The organism is Pontibacter rugosus, assembly GCF_042678745.1.
GTDB lineage: Bacteria > Bacteroidota > Bacteroidia > Cytophagales > Hymenobacteraceae > Pontibacter > Pontibacter rugosus.
Genome location: NZ_JBHTLD010000026.1, coordinates 1 through 21,539 on the forward strand (window position 1 = coordinate 1; position 21,539 = coordinate 21,539).

General features: G+C 45.3%; 21 protein-coding genes. 16 read left to right on the forward strand and 5 right to left on the reverse strand.

The genetic code is table 11. The features are described from left to right. Positions 1 to 41 precede the first annotated feature (41 nt). Together ACFQ2O_RS04785 and ACFQ2O_RS04790 are read left to right on the forward strand one after the other, a co-directional pair. Entirely contained in the window at positions 42 to 2,399 is a 2,358-nt protein-coding gene (locus tag ACFQ2O_RS04785) for a TonB-dependent receptor (protein ID WP_377523274.1), read from the forward strand. Between the two features lie 60 nt (positions 2,400 to 2,459). Continuing rightward, positions 2,460 to 3,434: a DUF4249 domain-containing protein gene (locus ACFQ2O_RS04790; RefSeq protein ID WP_377523275.1), complete on the forward strand. Its 975-nt coding sequence runs from the start codon at positions 2,460 to 2,462 to the stop codon at positions 3,432 to 3,434. 9 nt (positions 3,435 to 3,443) lie between these two features. Here ACFQ2O_RS04790 and ACFQ2O_RS04795 read toward each other — a convergent pair whose 3' ends face one another. From ACFQ2O_RS04795 to ACFQ2O_RS04815, 5 genes are all read right to left on the reverse strand, one after another. Continuing rightward, positions 3,444 to 4,160, reverse strand: coding sequence for an SAM-dependent methyltransferase (locus ACFQ2O_RS04795; protein ID WP_377523276.1), 717 nt, complete (start codon positions 4,158 to 4,160; stop codon positions 3,444 to 3,446). A 152-nt stretch (positions 4,161 to 4,312) separates the two neighbouring features. Beyond that, on the reverse strand, positions 4,313 to 5,083 hold the full coding sequence (locus ACFQ2O_RS04800; RefSeq protein WP_377523277.1) for an alpha/beta fold hydrolase: 771 nt from the start codon (positions 5,081 to 5,083) through the stop codon (positions 4,313 to 4,315). Between the two features lie 163 nt (positions 5,084 to 5,246). After that, positions 5,247 to 6,302, reverse strand: coding sequence for a selenide, water dikinase SelD (gene selD, locus ACFQ2O_RS04805; protein WP_377523278.1), 1,056 nt, complete (start codon positions 6,300 to 6,302; stop codon positions 5,247 to 5,249). Position 6,303: 1 nt separating this feature from the next. Further along, entirely contained in the window at positions 6,304 to 7,332 is a 1,029-nt protein-coding gene (gene mnmH / locus ACFQ2O_RS04810; protein WP_377523279.1) for a tRNA 2-selenouridine(34) synthase MnmH, read from the reverse strand. Continuing rightward, positions 7,333 to 8,046: a pyridoxine 5'-phosphate synthase gene (locus tag ACFQ2O_RS04815; RefSeq protein ID WP_377523280.1), complete on the reverse strand. Its 714-nt coding sequence runs from the start codon at positions 8,044 to 8,046 to the stop codon at positions 7,333 to 7,335. Between the two features lie 178 nt (positions 8,047 to 8,224). Between ACFQ2O_RS04815 and ACFQ2O_RS04820 the strand changes: the two genes are divergently transcribed. The 14 genes from ACFQ2O_RS04820 (at position 8,225) to ACFQ2O_RS04885 (ending at position 21,526) form a co-directional block, all read left to right on the forward strand. Continuing rightward, on the forward strand, positions 8,225 to 8,686 hold the full coding sequence (locus ACFQ2O_RS04820) for a GatB/YqeY domain-containing protein (protein ID WP_377523281.1): 462 nt from the start codon (positions 8,225 to 8,227) through the stop codon (positions 8,684 to 8,686). A 123-nt stretch (positions 8,687 to 8,809) separates the two neighbouring features. Next, positions 8,810 to 9,328 (forward strand): CvpA family protein, encoded by a 519-nt coding sequence (locus ACFQ2O_RS04825; protein WP_377523282.1) that lies wholly within the window; start codon positions 8,810 to 8,812, stop codon positions 9,326 to 9,328. Between the two features lie 126 nt (positions 9,329 to 9,454). Beyond that, positions 9,455 to 10,036, forward strand: coding sequence for an anthranilate synthase component II (locus ACFQ2O_RS04830; protein WP_377523283.1), 582 nt, complete (start codon positions 9,455 to 9,457; stop codon positions 10,034 to 10,036). Positions 10,037 to 10,075: 39 nt separating this feature from the next. Then, entirely contained in the window at positions 10,076 to 10,852 is a 777-nt protein-coding gene (locus tag ACFQ2O_RS04835) for an alpha/beta fold hydrolase (RefSeq protein WP_377523284.1), read from the forward strand. After that, a complete protein-coding gene (locus ACFQ2O_RS04840; protein WP_377523285.1) occupies positions 10,849 to 11,517 on the forward strand; it encodes a CBS domain-containing protein in 669 nt (222 codons plus the stop codon). The genes ACFQ2O_RS04835 and ACFQ2O_RS04840 overlap by 4 nt, the downstream gene beginning before the upstream one ends. A gap of 12 nt (positions 11,518 to 11,529) precedes the next feature. Beyond that, a complete protein-coding gene (locus ACFQ2O_RS04845) occupies positions 11,530 to 12,921 on the forward strand; it encodes a BamA/TamA family outer membrane protein (protein ID WP_377523286.1) in 1,392 nt (463 codons plus the stop codon). Positions 12,922 to 12,930: 9 nt separating this feature from the next. Continuing rightward, on the forward strand, positions 12,931 to 13,818 hold the full coding sequence (locus tag ACFQ2O_RS04850) for an NAD kinase (protein WP_377523287.1): 888 nt from the start codon (positions 12,931 to 12,933) through the stop codon (positions 13,816 to 13,818). Between the two features lie 115 nt (positions 13,819 to 13,933). Beyond that, positions 13,934 to 14,926, forward strand: coding sequence for a DUF6089 family protein (locus ACFQ2O_RS04855; protein WP_377523288.1), 993 nt, complete (start codon positions 13,934 to 13,936; stop codon positions 14,924 to 14,926). A gap of 46 nt (positions 14,927 to 14,972) precedes the next feature. Next, positions 14,973 to 15,740, forward strand: coding sequence for a type IX secretion system protein PorG (gene porG / locus ACFQ2O_RS04860; protein ID WP_377523290.1), 768 nt, complete (start codon positions 14,973 to 14,975; stop codon positions 15,738 to 15,740). Positions 15,741 to 15,799: 59 nt separating this feature from the next. Further along, positions 15,800 to 16,543 carry an isoprenyl transferase gene (locus ACFQ2O_RS04865; protein WP_377523291.1) on the forward strand — a complete coding sequence of 248 codons (744 nt, stop codon included), beginning with the start codon at positions 15,800 to 15,802 and terminating at the stop codon, positions 16,541 to 16,543. An 11-nt stretch (positions 16,544 to 16,554) separates the two neighbouring features. Beyond that, positions 16,555 to 19,080: an outer membrane protein assembly factor BamA gene (bamA, locus tag ACFQ2O_RS04870; RefSeq protein WP_377523292.1), complete on the forward strand. Its 2,526-nt coding sequence runs from the start codon at positions 16,555 to 16,557 to the stop codon at positions 19,078 to 19,080. Between the two features lie 12 nt (positions 19,081 to 19,092). Then, the gene (locus ACFQ2O_RS04875) at positions 19,093 to 19,761 is read left to right on the forward strand and encodes an OmpH family outer membrane protein (RefSeq protein WP_377523295.1); all 669 of its coding nucleotides are present in this window, start codon (positions 19,093 to 19,095) and stop codon (positions 19,759 to 19,761) included. Positions 19,762 to 19,791: 30 nt separating this feature from the next. After that, complete coding sequence (locus ACFQ2O_RS04880; RefSeq protein ID WP_377523298.1) at positions 19,792 to 20,403, forward strand: OmpH family outer membrane protein; 612 nt, start codon at positions 19,792 to 19,794, stop codon at positions 20,401 to 20,403. Positions 20,404 to 20,485: 82 nt separating this feature from the next. Continuing rightward, positions 20,486 to 21,526: an RluA family pseudouridine synthase gene (locus tag ACFQ2O_RS04885; RefSeq protein ID WP_377523299.1), complete on the forward strand. Its 1,041-nt coding sequence runs from the start codon at positions 20,486 to 20,488 to the stop codon at positions 21,524 to 21,526. The last annotated feature ends 13 nt before the right edge of the window (positions 21,527 to 21,539 follow it).

The following is a 21,539-nucleotide window of genomic DNA, read 5'->3' on the forward strand; positions in this document are numbered from 1 at the left end:
TATTGGAAATATAAAATTTATCATATAAAACTGCCGGTCATATGCCCCTGAAAACAATCAAGGCACTTATACTATTCCTACTGATTGCTCAGCAGGTGATGGCACAGCAAGCTGCTGACATCAAGTATAAACTAACAGGTACTGTAAAAAGTGCTTGGGGAGATAGGCTACAGGGGGTCTTTTTAGTTTTTACGCCAGGAGCGTCTGGTGTGCTAACTGATAAGCAGGGAAATTTCTCATTACAGCTGAAAGAAGGCACTTACGAAGTAACATGCCAGTACATTGGGATGAAGCCGTTGAAAGAAACAATTGTAGTAGATGCCAACAAGCAAATAGATTTAATGCTTTTGCCTCATAATTTTAGCTTAAAAGAAGTAGAAATAACAACTAGGCCTGTTACAGATGTTAATTCTACCCGCATGGGTAGCTCTTTTGTTGATCAGAAGTTACTAACACGTATGCCTAAACTGTTAGGAGAGGCAGATGTGATTAGGGCGGTGTCGGCATTGCCCGGCGTGGTGAATGCAGGTGAAGGTACTTCTGGATTTATGGTGCGGGGCGGCAGCGCGGATCAGAACCTTGTACTGATGGATGATGCGCCACTCTTCAATGCAAACCACTTGTTCGGATTTTATTCTGTTTATAACCCGGATATTCTGAAAAGCTTTGTGCTGCACCGAAATGCCATTTCAGCCAGATACGGTGGCCGTGTATCTTCTATTTTAGATGTTAGCTTACGTGATGGCAACTCAGAAGAAATGAAGTATGAAATAGGAGTATCCCCTATAACAGCTAAGTTTAGTATGGATGGCCCAATTTTCAAAAAGGCTACTGTGCTGGCAGCTGTCCGAGGGGCCTATCCCAGCTATATTTTAAAGCTATTTCCTAACAGGAATATTAAAAACAGCTCTGGTTATTTCTATGATGCTAACCTTAAGTTTAAGTATCAGGTGGATGAAAAAAACAGCTTAAGCTTTTCGGGGTATTATAGTGCCGATGGCTTTAAATTTCCTTACGACACTACTTACCATTGGACTAATACCCTAGGCACCCTGAAGTGGAGCCATCTTTTTAGTAATACCTTTACAGGTACAGCCACACTGGTTAAAAGCAACTACAAAAATGAAGTAGAGGGAATTGCCACCGGAGAAGAATTCAAGTTGAACTCTGGGGTTGATTTGACGCAGGTAAAACTTGATTTTGGATACTTCGGCAAAGAGAATCATCAGGTAGATTTTGGAGGCGAAGCTTCTCTGTATAAAATTAAACCTGGCGACTTGGTGCCTTATGGAACTTCTAGCCTTAACCGTAGAACTTTAAATGAGGAAGAAGGCTATGAATTTATAGGATTCATTAACGACGATTTTAAAGTAAATGATAGATTGTCACTTTCACTAGGGCTACGCTACTCCCATTATGCAAAAGTCGGGCCTTCAGAAACCTTCTTATATGCAGAAGGGCAGCCTCGCAGCGAACAAACTATTACCGATACACTGTTTTATGGTTCAGGTAAAACAGTGCAATCCTACCAAGGGCTAGAACCGCGTGCTTCTATCAAATATTCTCTAACCGCTAACACATCATTGAAAGCAGGTTATAGTCGAACACGGCAGTATATCCAAGTCATATCTAACACAGCATCTATCACTCCTGTGGACATATGGAAGCTGTCTAACAGGTACATAAAGCCACAAGTGGCAGATCAATTCTCGCTCGGATATTTTCATACGCATTACGAAAACCGGTATGAGTTCAGCTGGGAAGTCTACTATAAGAAACTTTACAACCAGATCGACTATAAAGACGGAGCAACTATTTTATTAAATCCTGCGCTAGAGGCAGAGCTATTGTTTGGCGACGGGTATGCTTATGGTTCTGAGTGGATGCTGACGAAAAGCTTAGGCCGCTTGACAGGCTGGATAAGCCTGACGTATTCGAGATCTTATCGTAAAATAGCGGGCACTACTCCAGAAGAATCAATCAATGATGGTTTGTCATACCCATCTAACTATGACAAACCTATAAACCTCAATATTTTTGCCGATTACCATATCTGGCCTAAGTGGAAGGTAACTGGTAATTTTACTTACACTACAGGAAGACCTATAACAGCTGCAGACTCCTGGTATTTGTACCAGGATCAGAGGTTCGCCAATTATGTGGGGCGTAACCAGCAGCGTATGCCAGACTATCATAGGCTGGATGTGGCGTTGAACCGAGAGATCATTAAAAGAGGAAAGGTAGAGTACAGTGGAGGCATTTCCGTCTATAACCTGTACGGAAGAAAGAATGCCTACTCTACGTTATATCAACACTACTACGGAAGCCCACCTAGTGCTTACAAATTAGCAGTAATTGGTGCACCGATCCCATCTCTAAACTTCAATGTTAAATTTTAAGCTATGCTAACAAGAACATTATTATTGCTGCTGGTATTCCTGATGGGATGCATAGACCCAGTGGATATCAAAAATGGTGAGGAAAGAAAGCACTTGGTTATTGAAGGGACCTTTACAAATGAGGCAAGCCTAAATTATGTGAAACTGAGCTATTCGCAGCCTTACTCGTTTCCCTATAATCAGTTTGAAGAAGAGGCACAGGTTTACGTTGTTAACCAAGAGGGAGAAACTGTTTTTTTTGCTTATGATCAGGCAGGCTACTACTATCCAATAGGCGGAAACGAAACAGGGGGCATAGTTGGTCATACCTACACATTGAATATTGCTGTAGGAAGTAAAGTTTACCAATCGGTACCAGTTGTACTAAAAGAACCAATTGCCATTGACTCAGTGCATTTTGAAGTAGATGAGCAGTCGTATGCGTTTCAGGGGGAGAAGGAAAAGAAGTTGCTGGAAGGATACAATGTACTGGTAGATTACAAAGACCCAGGAGGAGAAAAAAACTACATGCGGTGGTCTTTTGCCTCCCAGTATGCAATATTTACCCAACCTTGGGCTTATATAAATCCTACAACTGGCCTTCCGGCACCAAAAGATTGCTGTATGCTATGTTATAGTGCTGAAAAATTTGAACAACTGAAAGTAACAGATGATCGGCTTACGAATGGCAGAAAAGTTATTAACCAGAATGTTCTCTTTATTCCGTTTAATAGGTACTTAGGAGTGAAAAATAAGCTAAAAATCTATCAATATTCTATTACAAGCGAGGCTTACGACTTTTTCCGTATTTTGGAGCAGCAGAAGGAGAGTACTGGTACAGTTTTCGATCCTCCTCCTGCTGAAGTGAAAGGAAATGTTTTCAATGTTTCAGATAATGAAGAAAAGGTAATCGGCTTCTTTGATGTAGCAGGTGTAAGTACCAAGGAAGTAGTCATACTAAAAGAAGATATAGAATACCGTATGCGCCCTTTTATTTTCCCTGACGATTGTCGTGTTATCAGAGGTGTGACGACAAACCCGCCTCCAGGCTGGTAAACTACACGCTTACCGATAAATCAAAAACACCGCCGGCTGCTTATGTATATCCGGAAGTTTGCCTTTCCATTGGCTGATGCTCTTGGTCTGAATGAATTCATGTTCCGGTGAGGTAATGTTGGCGGCAATACAAAGCTTGGTTTCCGGGTGTAAATTGGCGAGTAGGTCTTCGAGCAGCTTGTTGTTGCGGTAAGGTGTTTCCATAAAAATCTGCGTCTGGTTACGCTGCTGCATCTCTTTTTCCAGCTGGCGCAGGGCCTGTAGCCTGTCGCGCTTCTCGATGGGCAGGTAACCGTGGAAACAGAACTGCTGGCCGTTAAAGCCGCTCGCCATCAAACTTAAAAGTATGGCAGACGGACCAGCGAAAGGAATTACTTTTATATGCAGCTGGTGCGCATATTTCACCACTTCAGCGCCAGGATCGGCTACGCCGGGGCAACCTGCCTCCGAAATGATGCCTGCATCTATACCTTTCTCCAGTAGTGGCTTCAGCGAGTCTTGTACCTGTGCTGGCGTAGCATCTTTATCTACCTGCACAAATTTTAGCTGCTCTATGACCAAGTCGGGGCAAATGCTTTTAACATAGCGGCGTGCAGTGCGCAGGTTTTCTACTATGAAATAATTCAGTTGCTGCACGGTATCCTTTACCTGTGGCGAAATAACATGTTGTTGTGTGTCTTCCGCAAGTATGGTCGGGATCAGGTATAGTGTGCCGGTTTGTTTCATGGGGCAAAGGTAGTTATATTGTCTGAATCAGGATTTGCAGGATTTTGTAGATAAACAGGGTGACATTTTAAGATATAAGAGGAGGTGTACATCAGCGTGCTTCCTTTACTGAATCCCGTACACTTATCTCATCCTGTCAATCCTAGTTCAGATTAATCAGCATCTATAAATCTGGTTACCAATTCATACACCTCATCTGGTGCTTGGGCGTGTACCCAATGGCCAGCGTCAGGAATGGTTTCTACCTCTACCAGTGAAAACAGGCGTTCAATACTATCAATAATATCCTCCTGCTTTATATAGCTCGACCTGCCGCCTTTGATGAACAGGGTGTGTTTTTTGAACGGGGCATCAGCAGAGATGGCAGCGGCTATGTTTTCATAGTTCTTGTCAATCCCGTCTAAGTTCATGCGCCAGCCGAAAGAGTTGTCTTCCTTGCGGTAAATGTTTTTCATCAAAAACAAGCGTACGTCGGGTTGCGGGATGGTCCTTGCCAACTGGTCATCAATATCGCTGCGGCTGGTGGTGGAGGTCAGATCTACAGACTGCAGGGCCTCGATTATATCATCATGGTGTGGTGGGTAAGCTTTAGGGGCAATATCTACCACAATCAATTTGGTGAGGCGGTCAGGATAAGAAAGGGCATACTTCATGGCTACTTTTCCGCCCATAGAATGGCCCATAACTACCGGTGTCACCAACTTTAGATCGTTTACTAGCTCCAGTACGTCGGCAGCCATCAGTTCATAGGTGTGTTCATCGGCATGCGGAGAGCGCCCGTGGTTGCGCAGATCAATTAGGAACACGTGGTAGTGCTCTGCCAATCGCTTAGCTAAAGTTGCCCAGTTATCTAATGTGCCGAACAGGCCGTGCAGTATCAACAGCGGCTGTCCTTGGCCCATTTCTTTATAGTGTAGTTTCATTATCAGCAAATAGTTATCAATAGTGATTTATTCAGGTTAAGCTTACGAAAGTAGGAGCGATTTGATCAACCTTCCTTTCGCAGCACCTGCTTCATACTTGCAGCCAATCCCAGAAAGGAGCATGTGGTTTTTCAGCAAAATCCTTTTGAGATGACAAGAGGCTTTACAGCACCCTGATCAGTTTCTCCTCGCCATTCTGCTCCTTCAGCACGCCCAGCGGCTCTAGCTGTAAATCATACTTGCGGAAAATCTCCAGCACCGCCTCACGGCCAGCAGGATCGACGGCGACGAGTAAGCCGCCGCTGGTTTGAGGGTCGCAGAGCAGGTGCTTTTGGTCTGGCGTAAGGTCGGCGATTTTATGGCCATAGCTGTCGAAGTTACGGTTTGTGCCACCAGGTATGGCTTTTTGTGCCAGGTAATCCAGTGCCTCAGGTATAACAGGTACTTTATCGAAGTATACTTCTGCTGTTAGTTTGCTGCCCTCGCACATTTCAGACAGGTGACCCATCAAGCCGAAACCTGTTACGTCGGTCATGGCTTTTACCTGGGGCAGTTGTCCCAGTTCCGCACCAATTTTATTGAGCTGCATCATTTGCTGTGGTGCCAGGTGCGCATGCTCCGGCTTAAGTATAGCTTTTTTCTGAGAAGTAGTGAGGATGCCCACGCCCAGCGGCTTTGTCAAGTATAGCTCACAGCCAGCAGTGGCTGTGTCGTTCTGCTTCAGGTTTTCGATATCTACCATTCCTGTTACAGCCAAACCAAAGATTGGTTCCGGGCTGTCGATGCTGTGGCCCCCCGCCAGCGGAATGCCAGCTTCGTGGCAGATGCTACGGCTGCCCTCAATCACACGCCTGGCTACTTCTGGCGGAAGCTTATCAATGGGCCAGCCCAATACGGCAATTGCCATCATTGGTGTTCCACCCATAGCATAGACATCCGAAATAGCGTTTGCCGAGGCAATGCGTCCGAAATCATAGGCATCATCTACAATCGGCATAAAGAAGTCGGTGGTGCTGATAACGGCGCGGCCCTGGCCTATGTCGTACACGGCAGCGTCGTCGCGGGAGCTGTTGCCTACCAGCAGGTTTTTCTCCTCAGGATAGCTAATGTCAGAGTGCAGGATAGTGTCGAGCACTTTAGGGGATATTTTGCAACCGCAGCCAGCGCCGTGGCTGTACTGGGTCAGCTTTATGTTTTCAGTGGGTGTAGTATCTTCCATTTTAAAGGAGCTTATGTTTTTGAGCCAGCTGCAGCACTTGCGCAGCGTTTTCTTCAGGATTTATACTTTCAAGTTTCAGCGGGATAAGGCGCTGGCGCTTGTCCAGGTCGAAGTTGTAAGCCTTATCGTAGTATACGAGTGCTAGTTCCACCATCTTCTCCATATCGCCTTCGGCGATGGCTGCCAGGGCTTCCTTCGTGGCCAGGCCGCCCAAGCGCTTCTTTATTTTAAGTATAGCTGCGGAGAGCAAATCTTTATCGGTATTACAATACTCCTGAGCAAGCTTCTGAATCCGCTGCTTTTGAGGTATCTCCAACACAATTGTTGGTGCTGCCAGCATTTGGTCGTGCAGTAGCTTCGGCATTACCACACGTCCAATCGTTTTGCTTTCGTCCTCCAGCCACAGCGCCTGCTGCTCGCTTAGTTGCAACAGCTGCATGCCCAACAGGTTTTCGAAATGCTCTGTGCTTGGCTGTGGCGGCATGTCTATACTTCCGAACGCAGAGCCTTTGTGGTTGGCCAGTCCTTCTAAATCTATGCTTTGCTGATCAAGCTGCTGTAAGTAGGGCAGTATATCGGTTTTGCCTGTTCCGGTAAGGCCGCCAAGTATAAGCAGCTTACGCGGCTTCTCAAACTGTGCGTGCATCAGGTGGCGGTAGGCTTTATAACCCCCTTTGAGCAAGTGTACCCTAAAGCCAGAGAAGTTGAGCAGCCAGGCCATAGCGCTGCTGCGCATGCCACCACGCCAGCAATGCACTAACAGCTCTTTATTTGGCGCCAGCTTTGTCGCTTCTTTTACAAAACCTGACATTCTTGGTCCAAAAGAATCGAGACCAAGTAACACGGCCGGATCATGGCCCTGCTGCTTATAAGCTGTTCCGATGATAGCCCGTTGCTTGTCATCAAAAATAGGGAATGAATGCGCCAACGGGATATGCCCTACCTCATACTCCTGTGGCGCGCGCACATCCAGCACAGGCAATTGGGCTGCCTTCTGCAAAAACTCTTCTATCGTGATTGTGTTTACCATCTATTTAAGCTGGCGCAGGTATAGCTGTATGGTGTTCTCAAGGCCAAGGTACAAGGCATCGCAGATCAGGGCATGGCCTATACTTACCTCCTGCAGTCCTGGCAGTGTATGGTGCAGGTATTGCAGGTTGTCCAGGTCCAGATCGTGGCCTGCATTCAGTCCCAGGTTAAACACCTGTGCTTTTTTCGCAGCGGCCAAGTAGGGGGCAATAGCCTGCTCCCGGTTCTGAAGATACTCGCTGGCATAGGCTTCGGTGTACAACTCAATGCGGTCAGTGCCTACGGCGGCGGCACCCTCTACCATACTTACTACTGGGTCAACAAAAATAGAGGTGCGGATACCCAGCTCTTTCAACTCCCCGATCACATCTGTTAAAAAATCTTTGTACTTTACAGTATCCCAACCAGCATTAGAGGTGATAGCATCCGGAGCATCTGGCACTAAGGTGGCTTGTGCCGGGCGCACCTCTTTTACCAGTCTCAGAAAGTCCGGTGTTGGGTTGCCTTCAATGTTAAACTCAGTGGTTACCACCTCTTTCAGGTCGTACACATCCTGATACCGAATGTGGCGCTCGTCTGGGCGCGGGTGTACCGTAATACCTTCGGCTCCGAAGCGCTCACAATCGAGGGCAGTCTGTACTAGGTTTGGTCTGTTGCCGCCGCGGGCGTTCCGAAGCGTGGCTATTTTGTTTATATTTACACTCAGTTTGGTCATGGGTATGAAGCAAGCGTGGCACCAAGGCCGGTTTGTACGTTAGTTTTACAAATGACTAAGTTAAGTTAATTTTGTTTAAGTTGATGTCTGTGGCTTTAGCTGTAGATGCGTATAAAACTTAACTTGCCGCTTAAGCAGCAGCTTTTCAAAGTATAAACGATATTTTAATTTTAAAACTATGACGTTAAAAGAACGCATTGACACTGATATTAAGCAGGCCATGCTGGCGAAAGACAAAGCGCGTTTGCAAGCGCTTAGAAGTATAAAATCGCAGATACTATTAGCCGAAACAGAAAAGGGCGGCACCGAAGGCATCAGCCAGGACACGGAGATGAAGCTGCTCTCTAAAGCCGCCAAGCAACGCCGTGAGTCTGCAGACCTATATGCACAGCAAGGCCGTCAGGACCTGGAGCAAGTGGAACTGGCAGAACTTGCCGTAATTGAGCAGTACCTGCCAAAGCAGTTAGACGAAGGCGACCTGCGCGCGCGCATTCTAGAAATCATACAGCGTGTTGGTGCCACAGGTCCTTCTGATATGGGCAAGGTAATGGGTGTAGCTTCCAAAGAGTTGGCTGGTCAGGCCGATGGTCGCGCTGTTTCACAGGCAGTTGGCGCATTGCTGAACAATACTGATTTTTAAAGTATAAGCTGTTGCCTTGCTTCCATAATAGAACTGCTGCAAGGCAACAGCTTTAAGATTTAGATTGATAATCACTTTCAGAAAGGTCTATTGTCTTACGTCTAAAATCTAACGTCTTCATACATGAGTACGTTTGATTTTTTTCTGGCTATACCTATTGCCTTCGGTGCCTTTATGGGTTTCCGTAAAGGTTTGTTGCTGGAACTGGTTTCTCTGGTAGCTTTGGTTTTGGCTATACTTGGTGGCCTGAAGCTGCTGGATTCTACTTTGCCAGTTGTATCCGAGTTTATTGGTGATGCGCATGGGTTGCTGCCGTACGTTACCTTTTTAATTGTTTTTGTAGGGATTATCCTGCTCATTCACCTGGGCGGCCTTTTACTCAAAAAAGTAATTGACTTTACGCCTTTTGGCCTTTTCGATAACGTATTAGGAGCCATACTTGGTGCGCTAAAATGGTGTGTAGCCCTTAGCTTGCTGCTCTATGTTTCTGAAATGGCAGGTATAAGCATTTCTCAGGAAACGGCCGATGCATCGATGGTGTACCCGGTGGTGCTTAAAACAACTCCTTACGCGCTTGATATCCTAAGCTATGTGCTTCCGTTTGTAAAAGCTCTTATACTATCGCTGCGGCAGCACTTTTAAGAGGTAGAGATGAAAGTTGTGGGAGATAGGGACAGTTTTGATTTGAATAGGCTTCATCCTTGTCTTGGAAGTACTGTTCTTCAACTTGAGTTTCTAACTTTCTAACCGCTTAACTTATTATCTTAAATGCTTCTTCTGCTCGATAATTTTGATTCGTTTACCTATAATCTGGTCGATTACTTTGGGAGGTTGGGAGTAGAAGCGCTGGTGGTTCGAAACGATGTGCCGCTGCAGGAAATACAGCAGTTACCAGTAGAGGCCATTGTCTTATCGCCTGGGCCAGGCACGCCGCAAGCGGCCGGCAGCATGATGGAGGTGATTACGTATTACCATGAGCGGGTGCCGATGCTGGGTATTTGTTTGGGACATCAGGCATTAGGGGAGTTTTTTGGTGCCAGCTTGGAAAAAGGGCTAAGGCCGATGCATGGCAAGATTTCGGAGATCAGTTGCGAAAGCGATGCCATTTTCAAAGACCTGCCACAACGAATGCCTGTTGTGCGCTATCACTCCCTGGTGCTGCGGAACGTACCTAAAAGTATCGTTCCCCTGGCGTTTACCCAGGAAGGGGAACTGATGGCATTCAAACATAGTATACTGCCGTTATACGCGCTGCAGTTTCATCCGGAAGCGGCACTTACCACTTATGGTTTGCACATGCTTCAAAATTGGGTTACTATTGCTAATATTGCACACACGTTCGACCACTAACGTAAAAAACACGTTTCTTTCAAAAAGTTTTTTGGTTCAATGGATTTACAAGTCAGACAAGAAGGAGAATTTCAGTATATTGATGAGGGAGAAGGCGAAGTGCTTTTACTGCTGCATGGGCTATTTGGTGCACTTAGCAACTGGAACGGCGTTGTAGATCATTTCTCTAAAAACTATCGTGTTGTTATTCCGCTTATGCCTATCTATGAGATGGCACTGCACAAGGCTGGTGTGCCCGGCCTGGTAAGTTTTGTGGAAGATTTCGTGAAAATGAAAAATCTGAGTAACCTGACTTTGTTAGGCAACTCGCTTGGTGGCCACGTAGGTTTAGTTTATACCTTAAAGAACTCTAACCAGGTAAAGCGTTTGGTGCTAACAGGCAGCTCTGGTTTGTTTGAGGATTCGATGGGCGGTTCTTTCCCGAAACGTGGCAACTATGAATATGTACAGGAGCGGGTGGGCTATACCTTCTACGATCCTAAAACGGCTACCCAGGAGCTAGTGGATGAAGTATTCTCTATCACGAACAGTAATTCTAAGTGCCTTCGTATTATCGCTATTGCCAAATCGGCTCAACGGCATAATATGGCTAAAGATATCACAAACATTAAGGTACCAACGTTGTTAATATGGGGACTGAACGATACCATTACCCCACCGTTGGTAGCTTACGAGTTCAACAGGCTCATTCATCATTCCGATTTATACTTCATTGATAAGTGCGGACATGCACCTATGATGGAACATCCGGAGAAGTTTAATAGTATCTTAGATAGTTTCTTAACAAAAACACCCTTAACCGCAGTAAATACATGATTGCAGAAGAACTCATCAACCAAATGATTCCACCGCTGAAGCTCTACGATACCGTAGAAAAAGCTTTGCGTTGGATGGATGAGTTCCGCGTAAACGAGTTGCCTGTGGTGAGCAACCGCAAGTATATGGGGCTGGCAACTGAGCTAAGCCTGATAGAATTGCCTGACCGTGCCCGCCAGCTAAAAGAATTAGAGCTGGACTATAAAGAGGTGCACGTACAGGGGCATCAGCACTTCTATGATGTGATGGAGGCTGCTATTAAGAACAAAATACAGGTTGTGCCTGTGCTGGATGAGGAACAGGATTTTGCCGGAATCATCACAATAAACGATACGCTTGCTGCTTTTGGGCAAATGTCGGCCTTGCAGGGGCAGGGTAGTATACTAGTGCTCTGCATGCCGGAGCGCGACTATTCCCTGAGCCAGATTAGCCGCCTGATCGAGGAAGAGAACGTGAAAGTCCTGAGCGCCTATGTGTCTCAGGACGAGATGGATGCTTACAACATAAAGCTTACCCTAAAGCTGAATACAACAGACCTGACGCGCATTATTGCTACGCTAGAGCGTTTTGAATACCGCATCACGGCACAGTTTAGCGACAAGACCGCTGATTACGATGTAGGTCGCGATCGCCTGGACATGCTCTTTAAATACCTCGATATTTAGTAACTTGCGGTAATGCTACTGCGGGTTTTCCTCTTTTTCCTTTTACTTTTTTCTGGAGCTGTGGCGCTGGCAGCGCCTTGTGCTGTGCCCGTGGTAGTTGTTTCGGGTATTACCTTATCTGGTAACGAAACAACAAAAAAGCAGGTAATGCTGCGTGAGCTCACCTTCTCTCCGGGCGATTCCATACTTACAGAAGATCTGGAGGCACTGCTGCTGGATAACCAAAAGCGTTTATTTAACCTGCGGCTCTTTCATCATGTAAACTATACTTATACTTGTGATGCAGGCAATTTGCAGATTGCCTATGAGGTGCAGGAGCGGTTTTACCTCTACCCTGTGCCCATCTTTGATTTTGCCGACAGAAACTTTGCCGCCTGGCTGGAGAAGAAAGACTGGAGCCGCATAGACTATGGCCTAAACCTGGTGCAAAAGAATTTCAGAGGCCGCAACGAAGAGGTGCGTGTGCGGGTGCAGCGCGGTTTTAACAAGCGGCTGGAACTGGCCTACCGTATCCCATACATATGGCGCAAGTATAACCTTGGTGCCGATTTCGCTGTGGCAGATTATCGCAGCCGCACCATCAGCTATACAAATTCTAACAACAGGCAATATTTTCTGGAAGAGGAAGAAGGGGGGCTGCCCATCAAGCGTACTTCTGTGTCAGGGGCGCTGATACATCGGCAAAACGTGCAGCGGCAGCAAGGGCTGCGGCTGTCTTTTCATAACGAGCACATTTCTGATTCCGTCACGCTGTTAAACCCATCGTACTACGGTAATGGACAGCAGGAGCGGCAGTATATGCGTGCAGAGCTTTTTAAAGTAATTAACCTGCGTAACAACTTTGCCTATCCGCTGGCGGGCAGCTATTTCGAAGCTGGGGTAGCACAGACTTTTTTCCTGGATAAGACAGGAACGCCCTTTACGACAGCCCGTGCAAAGTATGTGAAGTATATACCGCTTTCAGCAAAATACTTTTACATGGCTGGGGCAGAAGGACAACTGCGCTTAGCTGGCGAATATGCCTTTGCCGATAACATAGCACTTGGATATAGGTCTTACGTGCGGGGCTATGAGCTTTATGTAGTAGGAGGGCAGCACTATGGCCTTTTTAAACAGGGGCTAACACGGCAGCTGCTTGATATCAAAAGCATCAGAATCAAATTTATAGATAATCCGAAGTTTAATAACATACCTTTGTCCGTGTTCCTCAATGGCTTTACAGATGCAGGCTACGTAGTAGATAATACATTTGAAAAAGGCAATCCGTTAACCAATCAATTGCTGGTTGGAGGTGGTCTAGGGCTGCATGTGGTTACTTTCTACGATATTGTGCTGCGGGGGGAATATGCCATTAACCGGGAGGGGGACAAAGGCTTTTACTTTAGTGCACGCTTCCCGTTTTAAATTAATAATATGAAGATAGCTATACTTGGTAAACCTTTTAATGACGATATTACGCCCTTCATACAGGCTTTGTTTGATGAGCTTCAGCGCCGCAAAGCTGATTTAAGCCTGGTAGAGCACTTTGAGTTATTCCTGCGCAACACAGTTAATTTACCGACGGGTATTCAAACTTTTAAGCGTGGCGATAAACTGGATAACGTAGATGTGGTGCTTAGCATAGGTGGGGATGGCACTTTACTGGATACTGTAACGTATGTGGGGGAGCAGGAGATACCTATCCTAGGGATCAATACAGGCCGGCTCGGTTTTCTGGCCACTATACCTTATGATAGCATTAATATGGCGTTGGATGCACTCTACAAGGGCCACTACACCATAGACAGTCGTGCCTTGATAAGGGTAGATTCCGATCAGGAGGTTTTCGGGGGAATAAACTTCGGCTTAAATGAGTTTAGCGTTCTTAAACGCGATTCTTCTTCCATGATCGTGGTGCATACGTATATAGATGGAGAATACCTAAACTCCTATTGGGCAGATGGTTTGGTGGTTGCCACGCCTACAGGGTCTACTGGCTATTCACTCAGTTGCGGCGGCCCATTAGTATTGCCGCAAACTAACAATTTCGTGATTTCGCCCGTATGTCCGCATAACCTCAACGTGCGCCCTATGATCGTTTCAGATAGGAGTGTTATCTCTTTTGAGGTAGAAGGGCGTAGCAGTAGTTACCTGGCGGCTTTGGATTCAAGGTCTACGCCGGTTGATATGAATGTGCAGCTGGCTGTGCGACGTGAGCGTTTTGTAGCAAAATTAGTAAAGTTACACCACGTTAATTTTTTAACCACCTTACGCAGTAAATTAAATTGGGGACTTGATAAGCGGAATAGTCAATTAAAGTAATATTAAATATTCGTAATATCATTTCGATAATTGGGTTTTATAACTATTTTTGTCTCTGATAATCTAGGGGTTCTGCAAACCAGCTGAAACGCCACCTTTTAGAAATACGTTCGTTATGAAGAAATTTTGTACGCTTGCTCTACTTTTAATTATTACGTTAACCGTTATCGCTCCCGATGCTGATGCGCAGCGCTGGACGAAACGCCGACAGTATGCTTCGGTGGGTGTTAACGTGGGAGCCATGAATTACTTTGGCGACATAGTGCCTGAGCCGGATTTTACAAGTTTCCGTTTTAAATCAACCCGCCCTAGTGTTGGCCTTACCTATACGTACCGGTATACGCCGCGCATATCAGGTAGAGCAGCGTTTAACTGGGGGCGTGTTACAGGTGATGATGCCCTGAGTGCATCAGAAAGCGAAGCAGAGAATGCAGGCCGCTACGGAAGAAATCTTTCTTTTCGTAATGATATAAAAGAGATCAGCGTTGTTGGTATAGTAGACCTGTTTGAGAACCGTAGCTCATTTCAGCGCCGACCTGATTTTGTACCGTATGCTTTTGCTGGTGTAGCCGTAATGCACCATAACCCAAAGGCTTATTATGACAGCAGCACCCGCCGTGGCTTATCCAGCGCAAATAATATTCCAACAGGTTGGTATGAATTGCAACCTTTAGGTACCGAAGGACAGTATGCGGAGGGTGATAACTACCCGGAGCCGTATAAGCGTGTTCAGTTTGTAATACCTTTTGGTTTTGGTGTTCGCTACAAAGTTGATAGATATTGGGATCTGGCGCTTGAAGTGGGCTGGAGAAAAACTTTCACCGATTATATTGATGACGTTAGCACAACCTACGCATCTAAAGCAAATATACTGGCTGGCGGCGGCGAAAACCCAACCGCTGCGGCTATACTTTCTGACAGAAGCGTTGAGGTACTTCCAGGGCAGGCAATTGCAGACCCAAGTGGTACCCCTTACAGTATCGTAAAAGGTTACGGCCGAGACAGGCAACAAAGAGGAGATACCTCTGATGATGATTGGTACGTTACGACAAATATTTCTTTAAATTATATTCTGGCACCGCGTATCAGAAGTCCGAAGTTTAGATAATAGAACGGACAACGCGGCGTTGTTCAACTAAACTTCCCTTGTATTCATGACATCAAAGATTTTTAAACAGGCACTCCTTATTTGTTTGACTATACAAATAGGGAGTGTTTTTTTTAGCTCCTCTGCTTTCGCCCAGCTGCCCACACCCGTATCAACCTCAGAAATCGGGATTGGCATTGGAGGTGCAAACTATAAAGGAGAACTCTCCCCTAATTATCGTTTCTTAAACAACCAGCCAGCCTTAACGGTGTTTTATCGCCGTGATATGTCTAATGCAATCACCTTGCGTGGTGGCATTATGGGTAGCCATCGCATTGCAGACGATAATACCTTTAGCGATGAGGCTTATGAAGAGTTGCCTTTTCATGATTACCGAAAAGCAGAACTAAAGCTGAGCTTACTGGAGCTATCCGGTGTGATGGAGTATAACTTTCTCGACTACTATAGCCGCAGGCAGCGCCCCCGCTTGTCTCCTTATGCCTTTGTTGGTGTGGCTGGTGTTCTTTACAACAGCAAGCTCATAAGTGCGAAGGATGATCTTAACAAAGAGTATGTAACAAGCCTGACAGTTGCTGTGCCATTTGGGGTAGGGTTAAAGTATGCCTTAAGCAAGCACTGGAACCTGGGGCTGGAGTTCGGGGCTCGCAAACTGTTCACTGATAAAATTGATCAGCTCTCAGAAGAAGAACCGTTGCACTTGGCAAACCCGAACGATAAAGACTGGTATTTTTACAACGGCGTCAGTATTTCCTACACTTTTTATCGCATTAATTGCCCCCCTACCTATAAGAAGGAGCCAGGTCTGCTAGATTAAATAGCAATGTTTCACAAATTTGTCTTGCTTTTTGTAACTTGCAAGGAAATTGTGTTTTAATGAATCTAAAGGAGAAAGTAGACTTAGGCAATTTACCTGCACACGTTGCCGTTATCATGGACGGTAACGGACGTTGGGCAAAGCGAAAAGGCGGACTGCGTATTTTTGGGCATCAGAACGCCATAAAAGCTGTGCGTGATACAGTAGAGGCGGCAGCTGAGCTTGGGGTGAACTACCTGACACTATACGCTTTTTCGACAGAGAACTGGTCGAGACCTGCGGCAGAAGTGTCTGCGCTGATGACGTTGCTTGTTTCTACTATCAGAAAAGAAACGGCCACACTCAACAAGAATAACATCCGCCTGCAAACTATTGGTGATACTGCCAGCTTGCCTGAGGCATGCCAACGGGAGTTATTGGAGGCGATTGAACTGACAAAGCACAATAGCCGAATGACTTTGGTGCTGGCCCTAAGCTATAGTGGCCGCTGGGACCTGACACAGGCGATGCAGCAAGTAGCAAAGAAAGTGGAGCAGGGAGAACTATCTGCTGCTGCCATTAATGAGGCTACGTTTACCAGCCACCTTGCTACAGCAGGCATACCAGACCCGGAACTGCTTATACGCACAAGCGGTGAAATGCGGATAAGCAACTTTTTGCTCTGGCAGTTAGCTTATACTGAATTATATATTACAGAGTTGCTCTGGCCTGATTTTAGGAGAGAACATCTTTACGAAGCAATTATTTCTTATCAAAACCGCGAGCGCAGATTCGGTAAGACAAGTGAACAACTAATCAAGTGATAAACACACTAATGACAAGATGCATTTGGGTGCTAGTGTTTCTGCTTTTTGCAGGCACAGCCTCTTCTCAGGTACTGGGCCAATCCCCCCAGACGTCTCCAATTGATTACTCACAGCCAAAGCAGTACCGCATAGGTGGTATTGCTATAAGTGGTTCTAAGTTTCTGGAGCCAATAGCGCTTACCTCACTTACAGGTTTGAAAGAAGGGGATATGATAACTGTTCCTGGAGAAGATATAAGCCGTGCTATACAAAACCTTTGGGAGCAAGGTATTTTGGGAGATGTGGATGTATCAGCCCGCACTGAGGGAGATGTAATCTATCTGACCTTTAACCTGACAGAGAGCCCACGCTTATCTAATTTCCGTTTTTCCGGCATCAATAAGTCACAGGCTGAAGCATTGAAAGATAAGGTGCCGTTGCAAAAAGGACGTTTGGTAACGGATGCGGTTTTGAGCAGCACCAGAAACGTGGTGAAAGAATATTATGTAGACAAGAGCTATCTGAATGCGAAGGTTAATATAACGCAACGGCCTGACTCAGTGCTTCCTAACAGCGTGATGCTAAATGTGCATGTTGATAAGGGCAATAAGGTGAAAGTAGGAGACATCGAAATTGAAGGCAATGAGGCTTTTGCTGATAAGAAACTAAAGCGACAGCTTAAGAACACTAAAGAAAAGAAATTCTATAAGATTTTCTCCTCATCAAAGTATAACCGCAACAAGTTTGAACAAGACAAAGAGGCGCTAATTACATTTTATAATTCCCAAGGCTACAGAGATGCTACCATTGTTTCGGATTCTGTTTACCGTATCAGCGATGATCGCTTAGGTATAAAGATAACGGTTGATGAAGGACAGCGCTATTACTACCGTAATATAACCTGGACAGGTAACTACCTGTACGATGACGCTTACCTGGCACGTGTATTAGGTATATCGAAAGGCGATGTATACGATCAGGAGGAACTGGCAAAGCGCCTTACCTATAATCCTGTTGGGGTTGATGTTTCAGCGCTATATCAAAATGATGGCTACCTCTTCTCAAACATTGAACCTGTAGAAGTACGTGTAGAGGGAGACTCTATAGATATAGAGATGCGTGTGTTTGAAGGAACGCAGGCAACCATCAACAAAATTCTGATTTCAGGAAACGATAAAACGAGTGACCATGTAATCCTGCGTGAAATTCGTACGCTGCCTGGCCAGAAGTATAGCCGTGATGACCTAATCAGAACAAGAAACGAATTAGCTGCTCTTGGCTATTTTGATCCGGAAACCATAGGCCTGAACCCGATTCCGAATCCGGCAGAAGGTACAGTAGATATTGCTTATAGCGTAGTAGAACGACCGAATGACCAAATAAGCCTTTCCGGTGGTTGGGGTGGTCCTATTGGAGCTGTTGGTACGGTTGGCTTAACGCTTAATAACTTCTCTACACGAAAAATGCTTAACCTGTCAGAGTGGAGACCTATTCCAACAGGTGATGGCCAGCGCTTGTCATTGAACATACAGGCAAACGGTAAGTACTACCAGTCTTACAGCTTCTCGTTCACTGAACCATGGTTAGGTGGGCGTAAGGCAAACTCTCTAACAGTTAGTTTGTTTAAGACAGTTTACAGAAGAGCACAGTACCAGTTGCAGGATAGCAATGACGAAAGTTTGCTAAACGTGAATGGTGGTGCTATTAGCTTAGGACGCCGTTTAAACTGGCCAGACAACTACTTCTACATGAATCACTCGCTTTCTTATAGCCGTTATTCATTAAAGAATTATACCTTGTTCTCAACCTTTGATGGTAACACGGCAAACCAGTTCTCTAACGGTATCTCAAACAGTATTTCTGTTGTGAACACCATCGGGCGCTCTAGTATAGACAACCCTACTTTCCCTAGAAGAGGATCATCTTTCACGCTTAGTGTTAACTTAACGCCTCCTTACTCACTGTTCTCAGATCGTGATGAAAGTGACTATGAGTTTATCGAATTCAATAAATGGATGTTTGATGCCTCATACTTTATAAACTTGGCAGGGAATTTGGTAATCAATACAAGAGCACACTTTGGTTTCCTGAACACTTACAGTTCAGATAGACAAATCGGACCTTTTGAGCGATTCAAACTTGGTGGTGCTGGTCTTGGTGGTGGCAATGTGTTTGTAGGTACTGAATACATTGGTCTGCGTGGTTACGACGATGAGTCTGTTATAGCTAACAACAACGATCCGGCTTTGCTGAATGCAGGTGGTATAGCTTATAATAAATTTGTGGTAGAGGCTCGCCAGCTGATATCTCCAAACCCAGCGGCTACTATTTATGGCCTTGCCTTTATAGAAGCAGGTAATAATTTTGGAGGCTATAAAGATTACAACCCATTTAAGTTGTATCGTTCGGTAGGTGTTGGTGCAAGAATATTTATGTCAGCGTTTGGTTTGCTAGGCTTTGATTACGGCTGGAGATTGGATACACTACCAGGTTCTACTGGCAGAAATGCTGATAGAGGTATGTTCCACTTCATCATTGGCCAGCAGATACGCTAAATTTGAATTAGTATGAAAAAGTTTTTGTTCATCTTTTTAGCAAGCTTTTTGTTTGTGTCTGTTTCACAGGCTCAGAAGATTGGCTATATTGACTCAAACTTTATATTGAGCAAAATGCCGGCTTACAATAAAGTGCAGCAGGAGATGGATAAATACGCTGGTGCCTGGCAAAACGAAATAGAGCAACTACAGCAGCAGGCTGATAAGCTAAAGCAGGAATACAAAGCTGAGGAAGTGCTGCTAACGGATGCTATGAAGCAGAAACGCCAGGCAGAAATCAGCAAAAAAGAAAACGAGCTGCGAGATTACCAGCGAAAGGTTTTCGGCTACGAAGGCATGATGTTTAAGCGCCGCCAGGAACTAATGCGCCCCATACAGGATGAAGTTTTTGTAGCGGTAGAGAAAGTGTCTAAGGCCAGGGGGGTTCAGGTGATGTTTGATAAATCCGGCGATTTGGTGATGATCTATACAAACCCCGTGCACGACTATACAGAGTATGTGTTAGAAGAACTGGGGTTGGCATCGGATCAGAAGAACACACCGGGTAAGCAGCCTGCTGATGCTATTGTAGATGACCCAGGCAATTTGCCAGAAGTAGGAGAAGAACAGATAGAACAACAACAACAACAACAGCCGGTGCGGCAGCCAGCTAAAACAACCAAAAAGAAGTCTAATAACTAACATCTAATACTTTTTTTAATCAACCAACCAATGATGAACAAAATCAAATCACTAGTAGTAGCGTTTTTACTGATCAGCGTTGCGTCTTTCGCACAGGGTAATGACCAACCGCTTAAGTTTGGTTATACTAACGTAGAGTATATTCTGCTTCAGATGCCAGAAAGCAAGCAAATTGAGTCTGAGCTGAAAACGCACAGCACACAACTTGAGAACCAGCTTAAAGGCAAATACTCAGAGTACGAAAGCAAGTTACAAGCTTACGAAAAAGGTGCGTCTACTATGGATAAAACTATCCGTGAAGACAAAGAGAAAGAGCTTATGAACCTGAACAACTCTATCCAGGAGTTTCAGCGTAGTGCTCAGGCATCACTTCAGCAAAAAGAAAAGTCATTAGTTGATCCGATTATCACCAAAATCGATAAAGCTATCAAAGACGTAGCAAAAGAAAACGGTTATACTTACGTGATCAGCAATCAGGCGCTATTGGCTGGACCGGAAGATGGAGACATTTCTCCACTTGTACTTAGAAAATTAGGCGTAGACCCAGCTAAAGCTCAGGCAACGCCAGAGCCAGCTGCAACAAAGCCAGCCGCTGCTAAGCCAGCTGCTGCTACTTCTAAATCTACGAAGAAGAAGAACTAGTACCGAGTAGCAAAACATTCATTTTTTAGGGAAAGCCGATGTGTATACTTCGGCTTTCTTTTTTTGTACCTATTGCAAAGACGTGGTAGAATATACAGAAACAGAAAACATCGACGACTCAGATGAGCTTTACGAGCATCATCGTATTGTAGTAGATAGAAACCAGGCGCTGCTACGGGTAGATAAATTCCTGATGGACCGCCTGCCGAATGTAACACGCAACAAATTACAGAGTGCTATCAAGTCAGAGTCGGTTCAGGTTAATCATAAACCTGTTAAAGTAAGCTATAAGGTAAAGCCACAGGATGTTATTACCATTACGCTTGCTGAGCCTCCTCGTGATACTGATGTTATACCTGAAGATATTCCTCTAACTATACTATACGAGGACGAGGAGCTGCTGCTGGTTAATAAAGCAGCAGGTATGGTAGTGCATCCAGCGTATAATAACTGGAGCGGCACCTTGGTAAATGCTCTAAAGTATTATCTGCAGAACCTGCCAACGCATAGGAACGGGGAGAGCAGACCAGGGCTAGTACATCGTATTGATAAAGATACGTCGGGGCTGCTGGTTATTGCCAAAACAGATTATAGTATGGCCTACCTGGCAAAGCAGTTCTTTGACCACAGTATTGAGCGCACGTACTATGCACTGGTGTGGGGAGTGCCTAAACAGCTAAGCGGAACTATAACGGGCCATGTAGGGCGTAGTGCAAAAGATCGTAGGGTAATGTCTGTTTACCCTGATGGGGGATATGGAAAGCATGCCGTCACGCACTATAAGGTATTGCGTAGCTTTAAGCATGTATCATTGGTGCAGTGTAACCTGGAAACTGGTCGAACGCATCAGATAAGAGCACACATGAAGTATCTGGGCCACCCACTTTTTTCTGATGCTACTTACGGTGGCGACAGTATACTATCTGGCATGCCGAACGGGAGCTATAAAACCTTTGTAGAAAATGCCTTTAAGCTTATGCCTCGTCAAGCGCTACATGCCAAGTCATTGGGTTTTAAGCATCCTGTAACCAAAGAATTCATGCAGTATGATTCAGAGCTGCCTCAGGACTTTAAGGCCGTATTAGAAAAATGGGAGCTATACGAAGAGCAGCTAGAGATGTAGCAGTTTGAATCCA